The following is a 25,845-nucleotide window of genomic DNA, read 5'->3' as shown; positions in this document are numbered from 1 at the left end:
CGGGCTTTCGGGCCATGTCTTAACACCACTTTCTCAATGAGTTCTATTGACTGGATTGTACTGATTGGTACGCTTGGTTTTATCGTTTTGTACGGAGTTTATCGCAGCCGAGGCACACAAAACATGGAAGATTACCTCATTGCCAATCAGTCGCTTCCGTGGTATCACGTCTGTTTTTCGGTGATGGCAACCCAAGCCAGCGCCATTACCTTTTTATCGGCGCCCGGACAGGGATTTTCAGATGGAATGCGCTTCGTTCAATTTTATTTCGGCCTACCGCTCGCCATGGTCGTTTTGAGTATTACGTTCATTCCTATTTTTCACCGCCTCAAGGTATTTACCGCCTACGAGTTTTTAGAAAAGCGGTTTGATATGCGCGTCCGGATGTTTACCGTAACGCTGTTTTTGCTTTCCCGAGGCCTTTCTACTGGACTATCCATTTATGCCCCTTCCATCATTTTAGCTACTATTTTGGGTTGGGACATCATGTGGACCAATATCTTTATGGGAACCGTGGTGTTAATCTACACCGTGTCTGGCGGCACGAAGGCCATCTCCCATACGCACGTCCAACAGATGATGATTGTGACCGTGGCGATGTGTGTAGCGGGCTACATGGTGGTGCATCTGCTGCCCGCTGATGTAGGTTTTGTAGATGCCCTCAAAATAGCGGGTAAAGCGGGGCGACTCAACACCATTGATTTTCATTTTGACCCCAATAGCCGCTACAATATTTGGTCAGGGATTATCGGCGGTTTTTTCTTGCAGCTTTCCTATTTCGGCACCGACCAATCGCAGGTAGGGCGTTATCTTACGGGTGAATCCATCGGCCAAAGCCGCTTGGGTCTGATGATGAATGGTTTGCTCAAAATCCCGATGCAGTTCCTGATTTTGTTGGTAGGCGTGCTGGTTTTTGTGTATTACCAATACAATCCAGCCCCTTTGTTTTTCAATAAAGTAGAAACTGACAAACTTAAAACAAGCATATATGCAACTAATTATCAACAACTTGAGCAAAAACATCAGAAATTAACCTTTGAGCGCCAACAGACCGTCAACGCCTTGGCAAAAGCCATGGATAGTGAAGATGAGGCAGAAGTAAACCGTCAAAAGACAATGCTACAAACCAATGAAGGCATTGCCAAAGAGATACGTAATGAAACCGTGGCCCTCATCAAAAAGAACAATCCCACTGCCGACACCAGCGATGTAAATTACGTTTTTCTGCGGTTTGTGCTCGACCGTCTACCCATCGGGCTCATCGGGTTACTCATTGCGGTCATTTTCAGCGCCTCCATGGGTTCTATTGCGGCGGCTTATAGTTCATTGGCTTCTACGAGTATTGTGGACATTTACAAACGCCTGTACCGTAAAGACGCCTCCGAAAACCATTACCTTACCGCCTCGCGCGTGGCTACCATCGGTTGGGGCGTATTTTGTGTGGCAGTGGCGCAATACGCCAGCAAATTGGGTAGCATGATTGAAGCCGTAAATATCTTAGGCTCATTGTTTTACGGTGTTATTTTAGGGATATTTCTGGTGGCTTTTTACTTTAAAAATCTCGGTGGAAAAGCCACATTTTGGGGGGCTGTGCTGGCCGAAATTGGCGTAGTGGTATGTTGGCTTTCTGACATCATGGCGTTTTTATGGCTCAACGTCGTTGGCTGTATTCTGGTCATTTTGTTTGCTTGGCTTTGGCAATTTACGGTTGAAAAAGCCCCCGATAAAGCCTAAAAGTTTCACCGCTAGTGTCTTTGGTTGTGAGCAACCAAAGACACTCTGTGGTATCGGTTGCTCACAACTGATACTTTGTAAACCAAAAAAGCTGCACAGTCGTTGTGCAGCTTTTTTGTTGGTAACCATAGCAATGCCCTTCAAACAAAAAGCATCACCGACGAGTGATTACTTATATTCAGTGTCTACGTCGGCGAAAATACGGCCGCAGTGTTCACAAACAATGATTTTCTTTTTCTCACGAATATCAGCCTGACGCTGAGGAGGAACGACGTTGAAACAACCTCCGCAAGCACCGCGACGAACCGTTACTACGCCAAGGCCATTACCTGAGTTGTTACGAATCTTTGTGTAGGATTTATACAAGCGGTCTTCTACTTTGGTAGCCTGGAGATCGCGTTTTTCTAAAAGCTTTTTCTCGTCTTCGTGACTTTCAGAAGTGATAACATCCAGCTCTTGTTTTTTAGCTTTCAAATCTTCGCGACGCTCTTTGAGCAAAGCGTCAGTAGCGGCGATTTCTTCTTTTTTGGCCTTCACTTTGTAATCAGCCTCCCGAGATTTCTTTTCGGCAAGCTCAATTTCAAGCGATTGAAGTTCCATTTCTTTGGTGATGGCGTCGTATTCACGGTTGTTACGAACGTTCATCTGTTGCTCCTTATAGCGGGCAATCAGTTTTTCCGCGTCTTTCTTTGCGGCTTTGTAACGACTGATTTCATCGTCAAGAGCGCTGATTTCGCTGTTGAACTTCCCGATGCGGGTTTCAAATCCTGCAATGTCATCTTCTAAATCTCTTACTTCTTCGGGCAAGTCGCCGCGGATTTTTTTGATGTCATCTAATTGAGAGTCAATTTCTTGCAATTTAAGGAGCAAGTCCAGTTTCTGCGCGACTGTCAGTTCCATTCAGTATTTACGATTTACAATTTTCGATTTTCAATCTTTTACTCAAGAGCGGTAAAAGACTGGATTTGTATTAGTTTCCGACAAAATTGTCGCAAAATTAACGAATTTTTTCGACAAATATCGTTGTAATAATTCTTTTGTGTAAACTTCACTTTCATAATGTCCGACATCACAAATGAGAATTCGTCCGTCGGCATCAAAAAACTCGTGGTACTTATAATCGGCCGTCACAAAAACATCGGCTTTGACTCCAATAGCATCATTGAGAAGAAAACCGCCTGCCCCCCCGCATACTGCTACTTTTTTGATAGAATCGCTCACCAAAGCGGTATGGCGAATCATCTGCAAGCCCATTGTATCTTTCAAATGCGTTAAAAATTCATCTCCCGTCATCGCATTCGACAATTCGCCTACGGCTCCCGCTCCCACTTCTTGGTTTAGATTTTGCAACGCTGAAATATAATACGCTACTTCTTCGTATGGATGGGCTTGTTTGAGCTCATTGAGTACTTTCCCCTGCAAATGGGCTGGAAAGATTACCTCAATGCGATTTTCCGTTACTTCTTCGTCTTTCAGAGCACTCCCGATGAAGGGTTGCGCCACTTCATTGGGTCGGAATGTTCCGGTGCCATTTACCCGAAAACTACAATGGTCATAATTTCCAATAGCCCCCACACCCGCTTCATACAGTGCGTCCAAGACGATTTGGGTAACTTCCGTCGGGACAAAACTAACTAATTTTAGTAGGGTATCCGATTTCGGCGCTAAAATCCTGACATTTTGAAGTTGAAGTCGCTCGGCAATCATTGAGTTTACTCCCCCCATTACATGGTCCAGATTGGTGTGGATGGCGTAAATGGCAATGTCATTTTTAATGGCTTTGATGATAGTCCGCTCAACGTAGTTGCGCCCGTTTAATTTTTTAAGTCCTTTAAACACAATCGGATGGTGCGCCACAATCAGATTACAACCTTTGGCGATGGCCTCCTCCACTACGGCCTCCGTCGAGTCAAGCGTCAACAGTACGCCGGTCACCTCAATTTGGGGATTTCCCACAATCAAACCTGCATTATCATACGACTCTTGGTAAGAAAGGGGCGCAAGTTGTTCTAAATAATGGGTAATTTCTTTGACAAGCGTCATTTTATTTAATTTTGTAACTCTTTAGAAATGAGAATTTTCGAACATAAAAACACATTTTTTTATAAAAAAAGCGTGTTTTTATTTGGCGAATGTATTGCATTGAACGCTAAAAATACTACTTTTGCACCACTTTTAGCAGAAACCAAAACGCAAAAAGTAAATCTTGGTTCGGTAGTTCAGTTGGTTAGAATACCTGCCTGTCACGCAGGGGGTCGCGGGTTCGAGTCCCGTCCGGACCGCCAACAGTGTTTTAGTAACGTTCTTTCAAAGTAAAAATGGTTCGGTAGTTCAGCTGGTTAGAATACCTGCCTGTCACGCAGGGGGTCGCGGGTTCGAGTCCCGTCCGGACCGCTTGGAAGCTCAGAGAAATCTGAGCTTTTTTTGTTTTATACCCTTTCTGACGCTTCTAGGGCACTTTTTTAAAAAATCATACACTAACAGCTTTGATACTTTTTTGATACCTGCCACACTGTTTTATTAAAACTTCTTCTATCATACCATTTAAAAAAGGCTGAAAATTGAGCAACGGTTGAATTTCCGGTGCCACCCGTTTTGGCATTTTTCTTACTATGTTTTACCATATCATAGCAGATTTTTTGCTACTTTTTTGATACCTGTTTTTCCTGTTTTCCAATACTTATGTTTGTGCGAACTTAAAAACACAAGCACAATGAAAGTAAAGTATGAGTTAGTTTTCGATCGTAAGAAAGAAATTCAGAAAAAAGGCAAAGGATTGGTGCAGATTCAAGCTTACTTAGGTGGAGCCAGGCGCTATTTTTCAACCCGACTGCACCTGACGCTTAAAGAATGGGATGATAAAAAGAACACTGCCAAAGACCCCTACACTGCCAGGATGCTGCGGGAAAAAATCGGAGAACTTGAAAACTTCGAAATTCATTACAGAGCTACCCATAAGAAGTTTAGCTTAAATGATTTTAAACATTTTCTCAAATCGTTAAAACCGGTCAAAAAGGTTGATACATTGAGTTTCACAGAATTCTATCGCCAGCAGCTAGCCAAACAACCTCAATTGGCTAAAGCTACAATCGTGACCCAAACTGTTACCTTCAATACGTTGTGCTTGTTTAAAAAACAGGTAGAATTTGAAGACTTGACGTATTCACTTTTACAGGACTTTGATATTTTTCTCCGTAAGGAAGGAAAACACATCAATACGATAGAGAAGTATCATCGTCACCTTCGTAAATACATTAATCTGGCCATCCTCCATGATTTACTGGCAGAAGGTAAAAACCCCTATCGAAAGTTTAAGCTAGTTACTGAGCCAACAGACACAATTTTTCTACTGCCTGAACAGAGGAAACGAATCGAAATGCTTGAGTTTACACCGGAACAAAAGGAGCTGGAAATGGCAAGGGATATGTTTTTATTCAGTTGCTATACCGGTTTGAGACATTGCGACAGCTATGCCCTAACCCGAGAAAAAATTATTTTTACTGAAGATGGCGAGGACTTAAAATACCAATCAATAAAAACAGGCAAATGGGATTATAAGCTGCTATCCCTATTGTTTGACGGTGCACCCGCAAGAATTATCAAGAAGTACCTTCCGCAAAGAAATAATGTAAGGATTTTCAAAGGGATGACTAGCCAAAAAGTAAATAGCCTGTTGAAAATTATTGCAGTTATGGCGGATGTTGACCCAAAATTGTATTTTAGAGCATCAAGAGATACCTTTGGGACAACTCTCTACATGCTGTCAGGAGATGACAAGCTGGTTCAATTACAACTTCAGCACAGTAAACGAGAGCAGACTGACAAATACATTCATGCAGTACAACAAATCCAAAATGCAGCCCTCAAAAAAATCTTTAAACAAAACAGCTCACCTTCCAATGACGGAGGAACTGAGTCAGGACAAGATTGATCTTGTGAATTTTACGGATAAAAAAATTACCGTTAAACATTACCTGAATTTGTACATACGTCCCGTTGTCGATAATGATGAAACAGAAAAAGACCCCACTTTGTGGAGACATACTGTATACGTTCGTATCACCTTTAATCGGCTGACCGCTAAAATTAAAAGTGCAACTAACTTATGGTGTACCGTCAATGAGTTAAATACGCTGAGCAAAGACATCCAAAAATTGCTTGATCGAGAGAGTATGTTTCTAATGGACCATATAAGCAGAGCTTATTTAAGTTTTGTAAGGCAGAATAGGTCCCAGACAACCATGGAAGAGTTTGATATCAATAAACTGTTGGAAGGGTTTAAATATGAGGATTATGAGTTGGATAATATAGTAAACAAATTGTTAAACCAAAGTATGATAACGTACTTGACTCAGGAATTCCCTAATGAAGATACCTCACTGCTTAAGGAAGCTATTCATGGTACTTACAATATAAGCCCATTGGAGTTGTTTACTTATTATTCCAAAACTATTCCTTCGTTAAGTCAATTTAAAGAAAAATATGCTGACGAAATTTGGACATGGAAAGTGCTTTATATCAACTTCAAGAATACTAATTCGGAATATAATCGTTTAGGAGCTTCAATTCTTGATTTTACGCATGGTGACTTTAAAAAGGCCTTTATTGAGTCTAATCCCACCCACAATTCACTGTATATCAAAATTATAGACAACATTCAAGCGTTACTTGAGGAGCATTTTCACCCTGTTTCCTTTAATTTTATTTAGCCGATTTTTCAGAATTTCAGAAAGAACGCTATTATTTTAAATGTTTTGTTTGAACGATTAAATCTATTTTGTTAATATTGCATAGTAAATCATACCAGATTTTTTCAACCCTCATTACCATGAAGCAAAATCCCAAACACGACCCCGGTCCTCAGGCAGTAGACTACTCCAAATTAATGTCAGAAATGACCCAGCACTTTGAGCGTATTACTCGGTTGCTTGAAAATCGACAGGAAACATTTACGTCCCCAGACAAATTACGCCCAGCTGAAGTTTGCAAAAAAATGGGATGGTCAAGGTCCAAATTCGAGCAATTTAAAAGGGATGGAGCATTCCGAACCGTGAAGATCGGCGGAATGGTATTCGTATATGCTTCTGATTTAAATAAGCTATTTCCAGAAGATTTCTTTTAATCCTTCTCAAATCAGGGAACACCACTCCCCTATCAATTAATCATCTCCTCTTCCAACAAGTCCCAACTGTAGAAAACCTACGGTGGCTACACTATTGCCTAAATTTACTCCATAAAGCGATGTCAAAAATGCCCTTTCAATTTGAAAAGCATCCTAAAAAGAAAGGCAGATGCCCTTCCTGCGGTGACCCTAAAAGTTTTAGATATTACGAAAAAGACGGTGTTCGACTCAGTGAAGAATTCGGAAAATGTGAAAGAACTAATAGCTGTGGGCACCATTCTAAGCCTAATTTACCGTCGTTTTCAACTACCATTTCATCGGTAAATGTCGGCTCAGACTCCGAAACACTGTTACCTGATGTTTACAAACAGGAGCAATACAAGACATGGAATGAGAATCAGGAAAGCGCATTCCATGTCTACTGCCAATCACTGGGAATTACCAAAAAGCACCTCTCAAAACACAGTGTAGGGACAGATCAAAAAGGAAGGACTGTTTTTATTCTTAAAAATGAAAAAAAGGAAATTGTAAACGCCAAATGGATACTCTACAAATCTGATGGACACCGTGATAAGGCTTTTACCAGTCATTCATTAAAACAACCTCCCGATGGCAAAAAGTATGGAATGTGCCTCTACGGAGAAGATTTATTGGACCCTGAAAAGCAAAAGATGGTCATTGTGGTGGAATCCGAGAAAACCAAGGTAATCGCATCCTTTTTCTACTCTCAATTTGATTGGGTAGCCTGCGGTTCCGCCAACGGTTTGACAGATACCAAAATTACTCCATTGAAAGGACGAAAGGTAATATGGCTGTGTGATGCTGATAAGGCTGGCAGACTGGAAGCTTCAAGTATTAAAAACTTAGAGAAACACGGAATTGATTTTGAAATTATTGACCTGTTTCCCGAACGAAATGATGGTTATGACATTGCCGACGCAATTGGTGACAAACAGCTGCACGACATTCTTTCTGGGGTACGAGTGGTTAATTACGGGGTACATTTGGATTCAACAAAGCAAAAAAAGGATACCTATGCACTAAATCGGTCCCAATACAGTACGGTTGATTATCGAAAGGATGGAAGTATTTGGGTGTTAGGAAAGAAAAACTGGGAGAATGTTGCCAATTTTCACTTGTTCATTAAATACTGCACAGAAGATGAAAACCAACAGATTACGTGGGTATTGGAGTTACGCCCCAAAAATGGGGATACCGTTTTTTTGGAAGTGGAACATGATGGTTTTTGCTCATCCAAACGGATGAAAAACCTGATTACGGCAAAACAGCTAAGTTTTAAAGCGAATGACGATCATTTATCAGAAATTCATGCCCATCTCTTTGCCTTAAAAAGCTTCTCTAAAGCCGTCAAAATTAACCGTTTTGGCCTTCATCGTGAATCAGAATTATTTTTGTTTGCCAACCATGCTGTAACTCCCGAGGGAGAAATAATCAGTCCTGACGAGTTTGGTATTGTATCATTCAAAGATTGGTGTATTTCAATTCCACGCATCAATACCAACAAAAGACATCGTTTTACGCTGTCGGACTATCCGATTAAGTTCAATGATTGGTTTAATCTATTCCAGGAAGCACATTTAAAAGAGAATGCATTTCTGCCGGCTTGTTTCTATATTATGTCGCTTTTCAGGGATTTAGTGATTCTGCATAAGCCAACTTCCCCTATACTTTATGCGAAAGGTCCCGCCGGTACAGGTAAGAGCAGCATCATCCGAAGCCTGACGTATCTTTTTGGTTTTAAGCAGGACGACATAAACCTTAAATCTAAAAATACCGATGCAGCGCTTATAAAACTCATGAGCCAATCGTCAAACACATGCCTATGGATGGATGAATTTGTGAATAACTTGCCTCAGGAAGGATTATTACAGGCTGTGTATGACAACACAGGCTACCATAAAACACCAGACAATAGCCGTAATAAAACTGAAACAGAGAGTATTGATATTCATTCCGCCTTAATGCTGACCAGCAACTACCTCCCTCAAAATTCTATCTTTTTTTCACGCTGCCTTTTTATCCCCATTGAATCACACCAAAAAACAAAGGAGCAAATTATTGCTTTCACCCGGTTATCTGAGCTTCAGGAAAATGGACTGGGAATGATTACGGTTGAATTACTGAAACACAGGGCATTGATAAAAAAATCATATGATTCTGCTTATGCAACCCTGTATGATCGGTTTAAATCAGGTTTTATTAATGAAGGATTAAATGAACGCCTGTTTAGCAATATGGCTCAAACGATGGCCTGTGCTTTTGTTTTGACATGCGAAGGGCATATAGCGCTTTGTGAGTACACTGATAGAGAAGACATTTTGGACGAGTTTACCGAAATAGGAAGAAAATCCATAAGTCGCCAGCAAAGTATAAATAATGTCAATTCAATACTTGCTGAATTTTTTAACACTCTGCAAGTAATGTTCGACCAACATCAAATTCACGAAGGAATTCATTTTAGGTTTGAGGGCCCCTTCCTTTATATACGTGCTCCTTTGATTTATACAATTTTCATGGAGAAATATCGTCGTATACATCACAAAGAGGCACCGGATAAAGACAGTGTTTTTCAGGAAATTCTACAAATGGAGGCTCCAAGAACCGAAAAAGAGGTAAAAAAGACAATTCGTTTCCGTCAACATGAAAGAAACGAAAACAAGGCTCCAACTCAGGCAGTAACAAACTCTCTTTCAATAACTTATGAATATGTAAAATCAAAATACGATTTAGACCTTATCAACAGACAACCCAAAAATTTTTAATTTAAAAAAAATGACCATTTTTCTTACAACATTACAACAACAGTATATAAGTAATTGATTATTAATATTTTATATTAAATATTGTTGTTGTAAAGTTGTTGTAAATCTGTTGTAGTGTTGTAAAATATTTTTTTGATGCTGTTGTAACTGTTGTAGGCATTTACAACAGATTTACAACAAAAATAATTTTACAACTAATTGATTATCAAATTTTTAAGCTCGGTGTTGTTGTGTTGTAATACAACAGCCAATTATGCCCTGTCGCAACTTTTTTTATTGTCATTTTCTTTTTCCCTCATCTGAAATATGTACAACTTTTAACCCTGAAACATTGTCATTTATTAAAGAACTGAAGTATCGGCTTTGGGTGATTATAAAAACACCTTAAAAAGGCAAAAACAGCAGATAAACCACGTATCTAAGTCATAATTAGACTTATTTAATTAATTTTGCATATATTTTCTTTAACCCTTTAACAGCATGAACACTAAAGACAAAACCTTCAATTTTCGTGTGGATGAGCCCACCAGACAACTACTTAAAGATTTCGCTCAGGAGTTACACCTTAAAGAAAGCGAGTTCATTCGCAAAGCAATTGTCAGCTTTAAAGAGTTGACCGGCCAAGTACAGGCCGCCGCCCTGGACAGGGAAATAATTCAGGAGCAGGAAGCACAACTAAAGCAGCTCCGTTACCTGCTGGATGGGTATGAAAAAAATGAAACCTTTACCACACTATTCAAAAATATCAAGGGTCATACCATTGAGGGTAAAAAAATCTGTTCCAAGTCCGATCTGGTTGAGTTGCTGGCCAAGAGTGCTGCAGTGGAAATAGTGGAAGCAACTTCGGAAACAGAAGAATCAACAATCTCAATCTCCCCCGTTGTATTACAGGCGCATGTAACGCCCGAAACCATTGAAGAGCCCATCACCCGCCAACACGTAATGAGTTTCTTAAAACGAAATTGGCTATGGTTATTAGGACTAGGATTAGCACTGGCAGCATTTGTCTTCTGGAGATGGACCTCAATCTTGAAAATGCGACCAAAAATCATCCAATATTCTCCTTCAAAATCAGAAGAAACCCTGCTGGCAGCCTGATTGTCTACACAAATGTATGTACATGCCCTGACATGTAGAGGTATATGTTCTTTTGCTTAAAAACCCACGTTACAGGCTTGTAACGTGGGTTTTTGTTGTCAGAGAAGTATATATCTGGGTTAAAAAAGCGATGTATATACAAATGTATGGACAATTGTATGTACAAAGGTGTGTATTGAAAGTGGTTGTAACTGTATACAGTAGGATACCGTACTTTTTGCCGATAGATGCAACGACATTGGAAGAGAATACATCCCCATTGTTTACTAAAAGGCTGCGTTTACGTTTTCATAAACAAAAAATATATGTAAACGTGACAGAAATACAGATTGTAGATCAGGCATTGAAAAATCTCCAAACCACTATGCCATTAAAGGGAACATAGCGGGCCATTGGACAGTACATTTCAACCGATAGCTGATGAGAAGGCATAGAATGCAAAAATTAATGGAATGGCAACGGAACTAAGCTGAAAGCAGCGTTTTAGAATTGAATTCAAAACTTATTATGAGCGGCAATAAAACTTGGGCTAACTTTGTCCAGTTTTTTGCATAAAAAACTGGACAAACCTTTATCTTTGTTGACAAAAAAATAAATGAAAGTATCTGAATATATATCGTTTGTGATAGACCGACTGCCTAAAGGGTATGTATTCACCTATATGGATTTAGGTGTAGAAGTCAATAAAAAAGAAGCCGTTATCAAATCCCTAAATCGGATGGTGGTAAAGGGCAAAATTGCCAAGTTATCCAAGGGCAAATACTTCAAACCGGAGACTACGCCCTTGGGGCCAGTGCAACCCTCCCAAAAACAGGTAGTGAAAGATCTGTTGGAAGAAGACGGTAAGGTCATTGGGTACCTGACAGGCTACAGCATCTACAATCAGCTGGGTTTAACAACCCAAGTGAGCAACACCATCCAAATTGGCCAAAATCACCCTCGTGCCGCTTTTCAACGTGAGCGTTATACCATAACCTTTATCACACAAAAGAATATCATTACTAAGGACAACATCCCGTTGTTACAAATTCTGGATGCGATTCGATACATCAAAAAAATACCTGATGCCCGCATAGAGCAGTCTTGTCGACGGTTTTTGTCCATTCTTAAATCCCTCTCCGAAAAAGACACCACGACCATCATTCGATTGGCCCTCAAATATCCTCCGGCTACCCGGGCACTTTTGGGTGCTATGATGGATGAATTACAATGGGCAAACCTCGCCGAGCCTTTGTATAAATCGCTGAATCCCTTGACCAAATACCCATTGACTGGAGCGAAAAAAGCACTATCGACCACCGAAAAATGGAATATCGAATGAACCTTCACGAAAACAAAAGACTGTTTAGGAATTTGGCCCAGCAAATGGCCGATGTGCTGCGCATTCCTGCCATCTACATCGAAAAAGACTATTGGGTAACGTATGCGCTACGGGCGGTTTTCAGTCATGCAATTGGTGAAGACACGGTCTTTAAAGGCGGTACGGCCCTGTCCAAATGCTATCAAATGATAGAACGTTTTTCGGAAGATATTGACTTGGTGGTGATGCGGCACGAAGGCGAAAGCGATAACAAACTCAAAACCAAGTTGAAAACCATTGGAAAAGTAGTGAGTGACCTGCTGCCCGAAATAGAAGTGCCGAGCATTACTCAAAAAATGGGGATGAACCGAAAAACAGCACACACTTACGACAAAGAATTTGAGGGTGGATATGGACAAGTCAGAGATTCCATTATCATCGAGGCTACCTGGTTGGGCTACTACGAGCCGTATACTACCCGAACGATGAACTCAATGATTGGGGAAATGCTGTTGACCAACGGGCAGACCCAATTAGCTGAGCAATATGGGCTTTTGCCTTTTGAGGTACGGGTATTGGAACCTACCCGTACACTTTGCGAAAAAATCATGAGTCTGGTTCGATTCTCGTACGGGGAGAACCCCATTGAAGATTTGCAACAAAAAATCAGGCACACCTACGATTTGCACCAATTATTGCAACAGGCAGAGTTTAGCCGTTTTTTTCATTCACCTGCCTTTGATGAAATATTGCTGAAAGTAGCCACGGATGATGTAAAAAGTTTCCGCAACAATAACCGATGGCTGGCGTATCATCCCCGGGAGAGCTTGATGTTTCGTGAACCGGACTATGTATGGACTGAACTGAGCGAAGTATATCAGGGTGAATTCAAAAATTTGGTCTATGGCAAGCTTCCGGCGGCCGAAGCCGTGCTCAACACGCTGAAAATGATCAGCGAGCGACTTACAACGATAAAGTGGACAATTGAAATAGACTTTAACGTATGAAATTCACCGAAGAAAAACCGGAACAGGCATTTTACAGGTGATACCTAAAAGCCGCTTTTGGGCTGCTTTTCTATACAGATGTATATACATGCCCCGGCGTGTAGAGGTATATGTTATATTCCTTAAAACCCACGTTATAGACTTGTAAAGTGGGTTTTTATTTTGGAATAATACCTCTAGCTCAGTTTCATTCCCCCAAATACGGATGTATATACACCATGTACATACAAATGTGATACAAAACCTTTAAATCATAGCCTAAATTAAGAGCTCCAACGACCGTTTGATAACTATTTCATGGGAGATGTCAGAAAAATGCGTAGAAAGGTGGGGGTCTCGCTTTTTGGAATAAGTTATCTTTAACTTCAGAACGCTATGAGAGCAAAGACCTATCGAAGCACCAACGGGTGGACCGCCCCTCAATCTTTAAGCACTTTTGGCATACCGGTTACAAACGGTAAAAAAACCAAATACTTGGGGCTCGAAGAGTTTAACTTTACGGAGATCTACAAGAAGCATAAACTGGCTTTCATTCCCGCGTTCAGCATTGAACGAGATGCCGTGATTCCTATCGTCAAATTATTTTACAGCGTTCCGGGAGCTACTTTTCATTATGCTACATTGGAGAATGTCCGACAAATACCGCAAAATCCTTTGATTATTCAGGCGATACGTGATAATCAATTGGCGGATATGGTAGACTTCGTTGAAAATAATGCCGCTTTTAAGCAAAACTACGGCATCCTGTTTAACCCTGCTGTAGACATTTGGAATAACTGCTTCGCCAGCAATGTGATTATTGCTGATGGAGTAGATACTCGCTTTGTTGTCAATGTTTATTATGAAAAATTGTACTCTATTCAGCCCCATAACAACGTAGAATGGACCAATCTAAAGCGAGTAAGGAGCTTATATCCAGACACTTAAAAATCAGCACCTCTTCTATGATTTACTCAGCGTTTACATACATTTTCTCGACTTATGAAAACTGATTTTTGCCTCAATAAACAACATATTGGGACTGATTTTGCTATTTTGCAGCGCGGCAAGGATTTGCGCGAATGCTTTAGAAGCGATAGAAAAGCAATAATCAGTATGAACGAATCAGAAAAAGATTTAAAGGCAACCCAACAGGTAAAATCCAAAAAACGAGTAGCCGAACATGGTGAAGTTTTTACAAATGAACGTGAAGTAAATGCAATGCTCGACTTGGTGAAACACGAAACAGAACGCATAGACTCTCGTTTCCTTGAACCTGCTTGTGGTAATGGCAATTTTTTAGTAGAAGTTTTGAGACGGAAATTAGGCGTAGTTGACAGTCGATATGGCAAAAGCCAAATTGAGTGGGAACGCTATGCGGTAATTGCAGTTTCAAGTATTTATGGGGTTGATATATTAGAAGATAATGCTTTGGAGTGTCAAGAACGACTATTCTCTATTTTCTCAAAAATTTATTTGGGAAAGTTTGGCACAAATTGCAAGTTAGAGTTTATAAAATCTATCAAATTCATCCTTAAAAGAAACATCCTCTGGGGTGATGCCTTAGATTTTACTAACCCCATTACCAAAAAACCAATCGTATTTTCTGAATGGAGTATGGTAACTGAGAATATGATTAAACGCAGAGATTTTGTCTTTAAATTTTTAGTGGAGAAAACCCACCAGTTTTCAATATTCAATGACGAAGGCAATCCTGCGGCCATTGACGAGCCAGTCAAAGACTTTCCGCTGATTCATTTCTTAAAGCTTGGCTAAGATAAGATGATCCAAACCAATTACAACCCTGATGTACTATCTTGCCTTGCCAACCTAAGCAACGATGAGGTGTTTACGCCGCCCAATCTGGTAAACAACATTTTGGATTTGCTTCCTGCCGAGCTTTGGCGCAACCCAAACGCCAAATTTCTTGACCCTGTGAGCAAAAGCGGTGTGTTTTTGCGCGAAATGGCAAAACGGCTGATGATGGGGTTAGAGCCCCAAATTCCTGACAGGCAGAAACGTATTAATCATATTTTCAAAAACCAACTTTACGGCATTGCCATTACGGAGTTGACCTCTTTGCTCTCTCGACGCAGCGTGTATTGCTCCAAAACCGCCAATGGTAAATATTCCATTTGCGAAACCTTTGATAATGAACAAGGTAATATACGCTATGAACGTATGCAGCACGCATGGCAAAACGGAAAGTGTACCTTTTGTGGAGCAAGCCAAGAGGTGTACGATCGAGATGATGCATTGGAAACTTATGCGTACAATTTTATTCATACAGACAACCCCGAAAAAATATTTAATATGAAATTTGACGTTATCGTTGGTAATCCGCCCTATCAATTAAGTGATGGTGGCTTTGGTAAAAGTGCAGCACCATTGTATCATAAGTTCGTATTACAAGCAACGAAGCTTAATCCTAAATACCTCACCATGATTATCCCATCAAGATGGTTTGCCGGCGGAAAAGGGCTAGATGACTTTCGTAAAGAAATGCTCAATGATTCAAGGATAAAGAAAATAGTAGATTTTGAAAATGCGGGAGATTGTTTTCCGGGCGTAGACATAGCTGGCGGCATTTGTTATTTTTTATGGGAAAAAGATTACAAGGGTGACTGTAATGTAGTAAATGTTGTTAATGGAAAAGAAACACATTCTATAAGAGCACTTAATGAATTCTCAACATTTATTAGAAATAGTGAGGCCGTTCCAATTATTAGAAAAGTTCTTGCGCATAATGAGGCTAAAATGAGTACTATGGTTTCAAGCAGAAAGCCTTTTGGTATTCCTACAAATGGAAGACCCCAAAAATCGGGGGATATAATATTACGTTGGCAAAACGGAGAAGGTCCTTACAAAAGAAATGATGTTACTATAGGCACAGAAATTATAGACAAGTGGAAAGTAATAACTTCTTATGTTGGCTTTGACCATGCCGGAAATCCGGGAAAAGATGGCAAGAGAAAAGTATTCTCTAAAATTGACATACTTCCTCCCGGAACTATATGTACGGAAACGTATTTAGTTGTAGGGGCATTTAAAACCGAGAAAGAAGCCAACAATCTCAGAAATTATATGAAAACTAGGTTTTTCAGGTTTCTAGTATCGCAATTTATGTACTCTCATCATATTACTAAGGATTCTTATCAATTCGTCCCTATTCAAAATTTTAATGAAGAATGTCCTGAAAATAAGTTATATGAAAAATATGGTTTGACATCTGATGAAATTGGAACAATTGAGAATACAATTAGATCAATAAATAATTAACATATAAAAACTAATCTAATGACAAGACAAGAATTTTTTGAAATAGTAGGTTACTTCGCTAACCCTATACGTGATGTAAGAATTGAGATAGAAGCTCGTGAAATTACAATTACCAACTATAACCAGGCTTATATGTCTCAAACAGGGACTCCAATTCCAATTGGCTCGGATGCAGTTACCATTCTATCTAATAATGCAAATAAATGGGGAAGAGAGATGAGAGTATATTTTATTTGTACTGATCATGAAACTACTCCCGATTCATTAGATGAATTAATGACTAGTAACAATCGCCCTGGTTATGAAAAATGGACTAATCGACTGAATAGTAGAAGTATTATTGATGATTTGATCGGTCTTGGATTTAGAATTGGTGGACCTCAAAATCTTGAAAATATTCAAGGCCATATCGACCCACAAGACTTAAATGATTTTAACAGTGGATTTAATAAACCCTAGTTAAAGTATTTTATATTTGTGTTAACACCGTTACATGACGAAAAACTTCTTCCCTCCACGTCCATCTGCCAATCCTACTATTTATGCTTATGAGTTGGTAGGGGTAACCACGCATAAAGGTTTGCTCAAAGTGGGTTTTACCGACCGTGATGCCCAGTCGAGAATCGCCGAGCAATTGAAAACAGCCCGTCTTCAGTATAAAATCGTGTTTGAAGAATCGGCCATGAAAAATGACGGCAGTTCCTTTACTGACCACGATGTTCATCGCTATTTGCGCAAAAAAGGAATTTTCAATCCCGAAGGCGAATGGTTTAAATGCACCGTCAAAGACGTTAAAGCTGCTATGTGGGCGCTCAAAAGAGGGGAGCAAAACGACGACAACCGAACCCTGTCTTTCGGGATGCGGCCCGAGCAGGAAGAAGCCGTTAATAAGGCAATCGCGTATTTCAGGAGTTTCCGTAAAGAAAACCCTGATAAAACCCCACACTTTCTTTGGAACGCCAAAATGCGTTTCGGGAAAACCTTTGCCTCGTATCAGTTGGCAAAAAAAATGGGCTGGAAAAAACTATTGGTGCTTACCTTCAAACCGGCCGTTGAATCAGCTTGGGATGAAGACCTGCAAACACATACCAATTTTGCCGGTTGGCAATTTGTGTCCAATTCCCCCGATACTTTAACATACGATAAAGCCGATAAAAGCAAGCCATTGGTTTGCTTTGGTTCGTTTCAGGATTATTTGGGCAAGAATACGAGTACCGGCGGCATTAAAGCCAAAAATGAATGGGTACACGCTACCAATTGGGATTGTGTCATTTTTGACGAGTACCATTACGGGGCATGGCGCGAAAACGCCAAGGAGCTTTTTGAAGCCGAGGGCAAAAAAGAACTGGAATTCGGTGAAGGAGAAGGCATTGAGTATTTTGATGAAGAAATGATGCCCATCACTACCAACCATTACTTGTACCTATCGGGAACACCTTTTCGAGCCATTGCCTCAGGAGAATTTATTGAAGAGCAGATTTTCAACTGGACATATTCAGACGAACAAAAAGCCAAAGAAAATTGGCCAGGTGATAACAACCCCTATGCTTCTTTGCCAAGAATGGTGATGCTTACCTATCAACTCCCCGACTCTATCCGTGAAATTGCGATGAAAGGTGAGTTCAATGAATTTGATTTGAATGTTTTCTTTTCTGCTGAAGGCGAAGGGTACAAAGCCAAATTTAAGTATGAAGATGAAGTTCAAAAGTGGTTAGATTTAATCAGGGGCTCCTTCAGTGAAACCTCCGTTGATAATCTTAAAATGGGAGCCCAAAAACCGCCGCTCCCCTTTTCACACGCTCCCTTGCTCAAAGTGCTCACGCATACTTTTTGGTTTTTGCCAACGGTAGCCTCCTGCAATGCAATGGCTAATTTGCTAAGGCAACGGCAGAACAAATTTTACCACGATTATACCATCGTAGTAGCCGCCGGCACGCAGGCAGGCATTGGCGTAGAAGCGTTGCCACCCGTATTAAATGCGATGACCGATAACCCCCTGGAATCCAAAACTATTACTCTTTCCTGCGGCAAACTTACCACCGGGGTCTCGGTAAAGCCTTGGACGGGTATTTTTATGCTGCGAAACTCCTCCAGTCCCGAAACCTATTTTCAGGCCGCTTTTCGAGTACAAACGCCCTGGGTTATCAAAAATCCCGACAGTAAATCGCCCAACAAAGAAGAAATCCTGAAAGAAGAATGCTACGTTTTTGATTTTGCTCCCGACCGTGCCCTGCGTCAAATCGCCGATTACAGTTGTCGACTGAATGTCAACGAATCTAATCCTGAAGCAAAGGTGGCCGAATTTATCAACTTTCTGCCCGTATTGGCGTATGACGGCAGCTCAATGAAGCAGGTAGATGCCGCAGGTATTCTGGATATGGCCATGAGCGGTACCACTGCCACGCTTTTAGCCCGGCGTTGGGAAAGTGCTTTGCTGGTAAACGTAGACAACAATACCCTTGCCCGATTGATGAAGAATGAGGAAGCAATGAAGGCATTGATGAACATTGAAGGTTTCAGAAATCTGAATCAAGATATTGAAACCATCATTAATAAATCGGAAGCCGTCAAAAAGGCGAAGAAAGGAGCCAACGATAAAGAACTCACCCCTAAGGAGAAAAAAGAATTGAATGAGGAGGAAAAGGAGTACAAAACCATCAGGAAACAGATTCAGGAAAAACTAATCAAGTTTGCCACTCGTGTACCTGTGTTTATGTACTTGACCGATTACCGTGAACGTAGCCTGAAAGACGTAATCACTCAATTAGAACCTGGATTATTCAAAAAAGTAACCGGTCTGAGCGTAAAAGATTTTGAATTATTGGTGAGCCTTGGGGTATTCAACAGTGCTTTAATGAATGATGCTGTATACAAATTCAAACGCTACGAAGACGCCTCACTGGAATATATCGGCATCAATAAACACGAAGGCGAAGACATAGGATTATATGATACAGTGATTACTTCAAAAGATTACAGGGCAAGTTTTGTTAATGAGGGTTGATAATACTAAAATAACCTGCGAATCAAATTTCCATCCTTTCTGAATTTTAAGTATACATCTAAAAAAACATGTCGAAATACAGCGTACAGCAACAGCCCGTTGAAACCTTACTCACTTGGGTCAAATCCGGTGACATCGCTATTCCTGAAATACAGCGCCCTTTTGTGTGGAACGCAACCCGCGTCAGGGATTTGATTGATTCCTTATACAAAGGATTTCCGGTGGGCTACATTATTACCTGGCGTAACCCCGATGTAAAACTGAAAAACGGGTCGCTCTCAGCTGGAAGAAAAGTACTGATTGACGGTCAGCAGCGTATTACAGCCCTCACAGCGGCCATTGTCGGCCAGCGCGTACTCAATAACAATTACAAAGAAATCTACATTCGGATTGCATTTAATCCACTCGAAGAGAAGTTCGATGTGCTCAATAAAGCCTATGAAAACAGCCCCGAATGGATCAATAGCATTAACCCCATCATCAACGATGAGATTACGATCACCAAGGCCATCCGGGAGTACATGACCCAAAACCCAGGAGCCGACGAAGATTTGGTGGAAGAGCGGATCGAAAACCTAAAGCGTATCAAGAACAAACAGGTAGGTATCATTGAGTTAGACCCTTCACTGGACATTGATACCGTCACCGAAATATTTATTCGTATCAACCAAAAAGGTGTAGTATTGAGCAATGCCGATTTTGTGATGTCCAAAATTGCCGCCGACGAAAAACACGGAGGTAACAAGATGCGGAAATTGGTGGATTATTTTTGCCGCTTTATCGTGGACAAAGATTTCAACAAGCACATTATTGATAATGATAAAGAGTTTTACAATCACGAATACTATCAAGCCATCAAGTGGATGACGACTGGTAGTGATGATTTGTACGTCCCCGATTATATTGATTTTCTGCGAGTTGCATACACCTACAAGTTCAGTCGCGGTAAGTTCAGTGATTTAGTGGCGTTATTGTCGGGAAGAAACTTTGAAACCAGAGCCTACGAAGATGAGATTTCAGAGCACAGTTATCAAATGCTTTCAGATGGTCTTTTGGATTTTGTAAACCAAACCAATTATCAGCGTTTTTTGATGCTGGTCAGCTCAACGGGACTCATCAGCGAAAAACTGATTTCATCCAAAAACAGTCTGAATTTTTCGTATACGCTCTATTTAAAATTGCGCAAAGACGGCTTTCCTGAAGCTGAGACGCAACATTATGTCAAACGCTGGCTTATAATGTCTTTGCTAATAGGCCGCTATTCGGGTTCTTCTGAATCAATGATTGACGAAGACATCAAACAAATTAATGTAAAGGGCATTGCCGCCTATCTGACCCAAATGGAGCAGACGCATTTAGGGCAAGGTTTCTGGGAGTTTGGGTTAGTCAATGATTTAGAGACTTCCAGCATCAATAACAACGCGTATAACGTTTATTTGGCGGCGCAATGCAATGAGAACTCCACAGCTTTTCTTGCTAAAAGCATGAAAATAAGAAGTTTGATTGAGCAAAGAGGCGATATTCACCACCTTTTTCCAAAAAAATACCTGAGTGCCAAAAACTTTTCGCAGAAGCTATACAATCAGGTAGCCAACTTCGTCTATACGGAGCAATCGACCAATATAAAAATTGGCATGATGGCACCTAATCAATACATGGCCAAAGTAAAAGCGCAGATAGACAATCGGGTATTGGACATCAGCACGCTTGATTCAGAAGAAGCCCTACACGAAAATCTCCTTCAGAACGACATTCCTTTAAGCATCATGGATGCCGACGAAAGCTTTTATGAAGAGTTTTTGAAAGAACGGAGGCTATTGATGGCGCAAAAAATCAAAACGTACTATGAGCGGTTATAGAACTTGGAAAATGCAATGAAAAATGATGATTGGCTAATACCGATGGTGATGAATGAGCGGTAAAAGAGAAAGAAACAACATGGATGTAAGCAATTCTCAGGTCCAATTTATTGCCGAAATCAAGCAAAAAATAAGGCAAGCGCAGTATGAAGCCCTAAAAGCCGTTAATACTGAACTCATCATCCTGTATTTGGAACTCGGCAAGGCCATTACTGAAAAGCAAGCCATGGGTTGGGGCAAGGCCATTGTGCCTACGTTATCCACAGAACTGCAAAAAGTGTTTCCCGAAATAACGTGATTCTCAACCACCAACTTGTGGTATATGGTTCAGTTTTACACTGAATATCAGGCAGATAAAAATCTCCAACCAATAGTTGGAGAAATTAGATGGAGTAAACATTTAGTGATTTTATCTAAATTCAAAGACCCGCAAGAGTGGCTTTTTTACACCATTGCCACCAAAAAGATGGAGCGGGTAAATAATGTTCTTATTCACAAAGACCTGCTGCCCGTAAAATTAGATATTGGACATCAACACACTTGATTCTAAAGAAGCCCTACACGGAAATGTCTATCTTATTGAGAAATTCGAGAATTTTAAGAAAAACTGATAAAATATAAATAATTCTACTATGTTTCTCACTCAAACTACCACTTGATAACTTTTTGATACAAAAAATTCATTTTTAGTTGGTTTTTTGTCAATAAACAAATAATATTATCATAGTTTTAAACACCCTCTATATAAAACCTAATTTTGAAAAACTCTAAGCCACTTTATACACATAACCCTTATGACTCATCCTTTTTCCTTCTATTAAAAATCTTTACTTTTTACCAAATCTTCTTTAGCAACTTGAAATTATGTTAAAATGGGACTATAACTAATTTCAGCTCAAAAATACCCATTTAAGAATTACAAACAAACTCATTGGCTCAGCAAATACCTCTTAAATTCTAAGGGAGAAATTTTGTATTTTGAATCCAAGGGACTCAATGAATATAGTTAAAATTAAAGAGTTATTCTTTTAGAATGATAAGGTATTCAATTTAAAAATAAATCATTATTCGACTCTAAAAAGTAGATAGTAGTAATTTTACATTCAGCATTTATTCAAAAAACAAAACAATAAATGGAAAAGTACATTAGTTTTGCTATCATACTTTTTATACTTAGTATGATTTGCGAGCGTATTGCTGACTTTTTAAAACATTTTATTGGAGAGCAAAATGGGTGGCAAGCAAAGCTGATAATAAAATTTTTTAAAATTGGAAATACTAGCCTTAAAGGCCCTCTTAACTCACTAGAAGAAGATAAGCGATATTACCGACTTTTAAAAATAAGTATTTTCTGCGGGTTTGTGACAGCCTTTATTTTACATGCTGATTTTTTCACAATTCTCAAAAATATAAATGAGCCAACCAAAGTGTTTTCTTGGGATGGCATAGACCTATTTAGGTTATTTGACTTAAATTATTTTTTGGAAAATTTAACTGATGGGATAAAATATATAGTTGGATGTTTATTCACTGGTTTTTTTATCAGTTTTGGTTCCAAATTTTGGCATGACCTACTTGACCTTTTACTGGAGGCAAAAAATCTGAGGCGTAAACTAGTTGATGAAAGAACATTTACCTCAATAGATAATATAAATCAGTTTGATGAATTTATAAAGATGCCTGAAAGTAAGCTGGCACAAATTGCGGATGAAAGATATCGAACTCAAATTGAAAAAATACAAGGCGTAATAAGTGCTGCTCCAGGTTATATGGACGATAATGGTAGTAGAATAGGATGTTTGGAAATTCATTTTGAAAACGCAAGTTTTTTAAGTAGCGTAAATGACTCTTACCCAATAGCACTAAGCACAGGTATGATAGTACAAATACCAGTACATAAAATAGTAACAGGGGTTGCTAAAGCCCAATCAGCTATTATTGGTGCAGGTATGTTGATACAAAACTTTAGCAAGGTTAATGGTATAGGATCAATAGGTGGTGTTGTCAGAAAAAAAAAGACAGCAGGCGAAGCAGAAAGTACAGACCTGTATCTACTATCGTGTTTTCATGTTTTAAGCGGAGAAAAGGATTTAACAAAAAACTCAATCAATACAAAAGTAACAGCTCAAATAAATAATATAGAGATAGAGGTAGCAAAACTTTCCGAAGGTTTTAGATCTATAGATATGGACGCAGCCATTGCTTTAATTACCAATTCAAACTTTGAATTTACAAATGATAAAATTTTAAATCCGCGCCCAACTAGGAGAGTGAATAGTATAGATGCTCGAGACAAGATCCCAATACGTATTTTCTGTGGAATTAGTGGTAGAGAACGAAATGGTTTTGTTCATAATGATACTTGGCCACAACCTTTAGATTATGATGATGTAAAAGGGTTTAAATTAGAGGATCTATTCGTTTTAACAAATCAATCAACGGGACGTTTCCGACCTTTGACTGAGAAAGGCGATTCAGGGTCATTAGTGATTGATGATACAAGTAATGAAGTTTTAGGTATTGTAGTAGGTGCAGACCTGGCATTTACATATGCTTTAAAAATGACAACGATTGAAAAATATTTAAATGTTGAACTTATATAAACCAAAAGATGAAAAAGGTATTTATTATCATTGTTTTTTATTTTTATGGGATGAATACTTTTTCCCAAACTCAAAATTTGCCAATACTTAATATTGAAATTATTGGAAGCATTAACGATGTCAACTTCGAAGTTTCTTATCGCGTTAACAATAAGGTTTTAAAAAAATCAGAAATTGACTTAAATAATATATTTAAGGATGGCGGGGTAATTAAAATAGCAAATAATATAAAAGATGTACCCGTTGAGTTTCAATTAATCACAAAGGATGGGTTTGATACAAAAGAATTGTCAAATAAAATAAATTTAGAATTTAGCAATACTAGAGAAATTTCATTTGACAAAGAAAAGGAGTTCGATGAAAAAGATTCTATTTTAAAATTTTCTGTATTAAAATCAGAAATTAGAATATCAAAGCCTAAATTAAAAAAACTAGAACTAATAAATTTAATTCAAGAAAAATCCAACCCAGATACTAAAAAAAACAACTCAGTTGTTATTAAGAATGATTGCTTAGAATGCGACAATAAAAATACACATCTTCTTCATTATGATTTTTCCTGTAAACAATTTTATAAAATTAAAAATGGTGATAAAATACATATTACAAATGTTAGAAAATTAGGCTACCGGCAAATGATTCAATTAAAAATTGAAAATGTTAATCGGTACATATACGATATTAGTATATATGGAACAGAGGTAGTTCATGAAAGCTCTGTTCCTCCATTACTTAGGCAACTATTTATTGGCGATTCAACATTGCTTAATACATTAATAAATAATGTTTCGGCTACAACGCAATCTCTAAAACAAGATGAAAAAGGAAAAGGCAACGAATTAAACAATAAATATGAAAAATTTGTTGATGCAATTGACAAACTAAGTCTTCACTATGAAAAACTACAAGTGGAAAGGTTAAAAGCTTTTGAGCTATGTGGCAACTTTTCATGTTGTAATGTAGATAACATCGGAATCACTTTTGGAGAAATACTCTTTTCACTAAGGAATATTAACATGACTCTTTATGATTTAAAAATGGCAATTGCTAAGGATGATGGCATTAATAAACTCAAAGCAGATTTATCAGAAAATTTAAACAAAGTTGCAGCATGTAAAAAAATAGAGAATGAAATTTTATCTTTGGGAAAGCAAATTGATATTTTAAAAAAGAAAGAAAAACTTACTGATCCTGAGAAGAAAGAACTAGATGATTTAACCACCAAAAAAGACAAACTTAAAGTCTGTACTCCAGAAGATGTAGCAGTATTCAACCAACAGGTTCAGAACCTAAAAGACTTATTAGCACCCTATAGCAACATAGATAGTTTACAAAAATATATACCTAGTAAATTACAACTTGAAAAGCTATTCCTTTTTGTGCAAAACATACGTAAAAGCCAGAGCTATTATTTATCTCCACCAATTTTTCAATCCGGAAATCGAATAGAACTGGCAATCAAGATAAGCCCTAACTCTAAATCGTTAACTTCTGAGTGGAGTACTATATCTCATGACAATGATTCACTTAACTTAAGCATTCCAATGCTATGGAAGCCATTTGTAAGCTTTAGCAGTGGCTCCTTCTTGAGTTTAGGAAAACATCTGCAAAATAAGACATATGCTTGGCAATCAGTGCCAAATGGTTCAAATCAGGTTGACTCTTTAAATAATTTCATATTAGCAGAGAAGGGATACTCAACACCTGTAATGGGTTTTGCAGCCTTGGTCAATGTAGAATTCAAATTATTACCCAGCTTTGGGCTTGGAGCTTCGGCTGGAGTTGGACTTACAATTGAAAAAGTTCCTAGAATGTCATACTTAGCAGGGTTTTCAGCATTTTTTGGTGATATGCACCAATTAGTTATCACGGGAGGGATAGCAGGAATGCAAATAGATCAATTGACAAATAATTTACAAGCAGTCCATAATCTCAATACAATTTATAAGTCTAAAGTTGATATTGAGTATTATAAAGAATTCAAAGTTGGTGGATTCTTTGCTATCACTTACACTCCTTTTAAAAAATCACGTAAACTGGTTTCAAAATCAATTACACAGAAATAGAACTTTACCAT

Annotated in this window: 18 protein-coding genes, 2 tRNA genes and 1 pseudogene; 19 read left to right on the top strand and 2 right to left on the bottom strand. The window is 38.9% G+C overall.

From position 1 onward, the window contains the following. Positions 1–36: 36 nt before the first annotated feature. Positions 37–1,734: a sodium:solute symporter family protein gene (locus tag DVG78_RS21580; RefSeq protein ID WP_114463109.1), complete on the top strand. Its 1,698-nt coding sequence runs from the start codon at positions 37–39 to the stop codon at positions 1,732–1,734. Positions 1,735–1,902: 168 nt separating this feature from the next. Here the strand turns inward: DVG78_RS21580 and DVG78_RS21575 are convergent, their stop codons facing one another. Next, on the bottom strand, positions 1,903–2,634 hold the full coding sequence (locus DVG78_RS21575; RefSeq protein ID WP_114463108.1) for a zinc ribbon domain-containing protein: 732 nt from the start codon (positions 2,632–2,634) through the stop codon (positions 1,903–1,905). Positions 2,635–2,676: 42 nt separating this feature from the next. Beyond that, entirely contained in the window at positions 2,677–3,777 is a 1,101-nt protein-coding gene (locus DVG78_RS21570) for a Nif3-like dinuclear metal center hexameric protein (RefSeq protein ID WP_114463107.1), read from the bottom strand. A gap of 165 nt (positions 3,778–3,942) precedes the next feature. Between DVG78_RS21570 and DVG78_RS21565 the strand changes: the two genes are divergently transcribed. From DVG78_RS21565 to DVG78_RS21470, 18 genes and pseudogenes are all read left to right on the top strand, one after another. Next, positions 3,943–4,019, top strand: a tRNA-Asp gene (locus DVG78_RS21565). Positions 4,020–4,054: 35 nt separating this feature from the next. Continuing rightward, a tRNA-Asp gene (locus DVG78_RS21560) sits at positions 4,055–4,128 on the top strand. A gap of 319 nt (positions 4,129–4,447) precedes the next feature. Further along, positions 4,448–5,665: a site-specific integrase gene (locus DVG78_RS21555; RefSeq protein WP_114463106.1), complete on the top strand. Its 1,218-nt coding sequence runs from the start codon at positions 4,448–4,450 to the stop codon at positions 5,663–5,665. After that, on the top strand, positions 5,634–6,443 hold the full coding sequence (locus DVG78_RS21550; protein WP_114463105.1) for a hypothetical protein: 810 nt from the start codon (positions 5,634–5,636) through the stop codon (positions 6,441–6,443). The genes DVG78_RS21555 and DVG78_RS21550 overlap by 32 nt, the downstream gene beginning before the upstream one ends. A 119-nt stretch (positions 6,444–6,562) precedes the next feature. After that, complete coding sequence (locus DVG78_RS21545; RefSeq protein WP_114463104.1) at positions 6,563–6,856, top strand: hypothetical protein; 294 nt, start codon at positions 6,563–6,565, stop codon at positions 6,854–6,856. A 119-nt stretch (positions 6,857–6,975) separates the two neighbouring features. After that, positions 6,976–9,639 (top strand): DUF6371 domain-containing protein, encoded by a 2,664-nt coding sequence (locus DVG78_RS21540; protein WP_229598288.1) that lies wholly within the window; start codon positions 6,976–6,978, stop codon positions 9,637–9,639. 480 nt (positions 9,640–10,119) lie between these two features. Beyond that, complete coding sequence (locus DVG78_RS21535; RefSeq protein ID WP_114463103.1) at positions 10,120–10,737, top strand: hypothetical protein; 618 nt, start codon at positions 10,120–10,122, stop codon at positions 10,735–10,737. A gap of 595 nt (positions 10,738–11,332) precedes the next feature. After that, positions 11,333–12,058, top strand: coding sequence for a DUF6088 family protein (locus tag DVG78_RS21525; RefSeq protein WP_114463101.1), 726 nt, complete (start codon positions 11,333–11,335; stop codon positions 12,056–12,058). After that, complete coding sequence (locus tag DVG78_RS21520; RefSeq protein WP_114463151.1) at positions 12,055–13,044, top strand: nucleotidyl transferase AbiEii/AbiGii toxin family protein; 990 nt, start codon at positions 12,055–12,057, stop codon at positions 13,042–13,044. Before DVG78_RS21525 ends, DVG78_RS21520 begins: the two co-directional genes overlap by 4 nt. Before the next feature lie 375 nt (positions 13,045–13,419). Continuing rightward, positions 13,420–13,971: a hypothetical protein gene (locus DVG78_RS21515; protein WP_114463100.1), complete on the top strand. Its 552-nt coding sequence runs from the start codon at positions 13,420–13,422 to the stop codon at positions 13,969–13,971. Positions 13,972–14,025: 54 nt separating this feature from the next. Then, positions 14,026–14,799 carry an SAM-dependent DNA methyltransferase gene (locus DVG78_RS21510; protein ID WP_229598287.1) on the top strand — a complete coding sequence of 258 codons (774 nt, stop codon included), beginning with the start codon at positions 14,026–14,028 and terminating at the stop codon, positions 14,797–14,799. Between the two features lie 6 nt (positions 14,800–14,805). Beyond that, on the top strand, positions 14,806–16,302 hold the full coding sequence (locus tag DVG78_RS21505) for an Eco57I restriction-modification methylase domain-containing protein (RefSeq protein ID WP_114463099.1): 1,497 nt from the start codon (positions 14,806–14,808) through the stop codon (positions 16,300–16,302). A gap of 18 nt (positions 16,303–16,320) precedes the next feature. Next, positions 16,321–16,761, top strand: a complete 441-nt coding sequence (locus DVG78_RS21500; RefSeq protein WP_114463098.1) for a hypothetical protein — start codon at positions 16,321–16,323, stop codon at positions 16,759–16,761. A 34-nt stretch (positions 16,762–16,795) separates the two neighbouring features. Continuing rightward, positions 16,796–19,306, top strand: coding sequence for a GIY-YIG nuclease family protein (locus tag DVG78_RS21495; RefSeq protein WP_114463097.1), 2,511 nt, complete (start codon positions 16,796–16,798; stop codon positions 19,304–19,306). Between the two features lie 68 nt (positions 19,307–19,374). Continuing rightward, the gene (locus DVG78_RS21490; protein ID WP_114463096.1) at positions 19,375–21,165 is read left to right on the top strand and encodes a GmrSD restriction endonuclease domain-containing protein; all 1,791 of its coding nucleotides are present in this window, start codon (positions 19,375–19,377) and stop codon (positions 21,163–21,165) included. Positions 21,166–21,217: 52 nt separating this feature from the next. Continuing rightward, positions 21,218–21,709 (top strand): annotated as a pseudogene (locus tag DVG78_RS30410) (DUF1016 N-terminal domain-containing protein). 589 nt (positions 21,710–22,298) lie between these two features. Beyond that, positions 22,299–23,768, top strand: a complete 1,470-nt coding sequence (locus DVG78_RS21475) for a hypothetical protein (protein ID WP_114463093.1) — start codon at positions 22,299–22,301, stop codon at positions 23,766–23,768. An 8-nt stretch (positions 23,769–23,776) separates the two neighbouring features. Then, positions 23,777–25,834, top strand: a complete 2,058-nt coding sequence (locus tag DVG78_RS21470) for a hypothetical protein (RefSeq protein ID WP_114463092.1) — start codon at positions 23,777–23,779, stop codon at positions 25,832–25,834. The last annotated feature ends 11 nt before the right edge of the window (positions 25,835–25,845 follow it).

This window comes from Runella aurantiaca (assembly GCF_003339505.1).
GTDB classification, from domain to species: Bacteria; Bacteroidota; Bacteroidia; order Cytophagales; family Spirosomataceae; genus Runella; species Runella aurantiaca.
The sequence above is the reverse complement of the archived record's forward strand: the minus strand, read 5'-3'. Positions and strand labels throughout refer to the sequence as shown.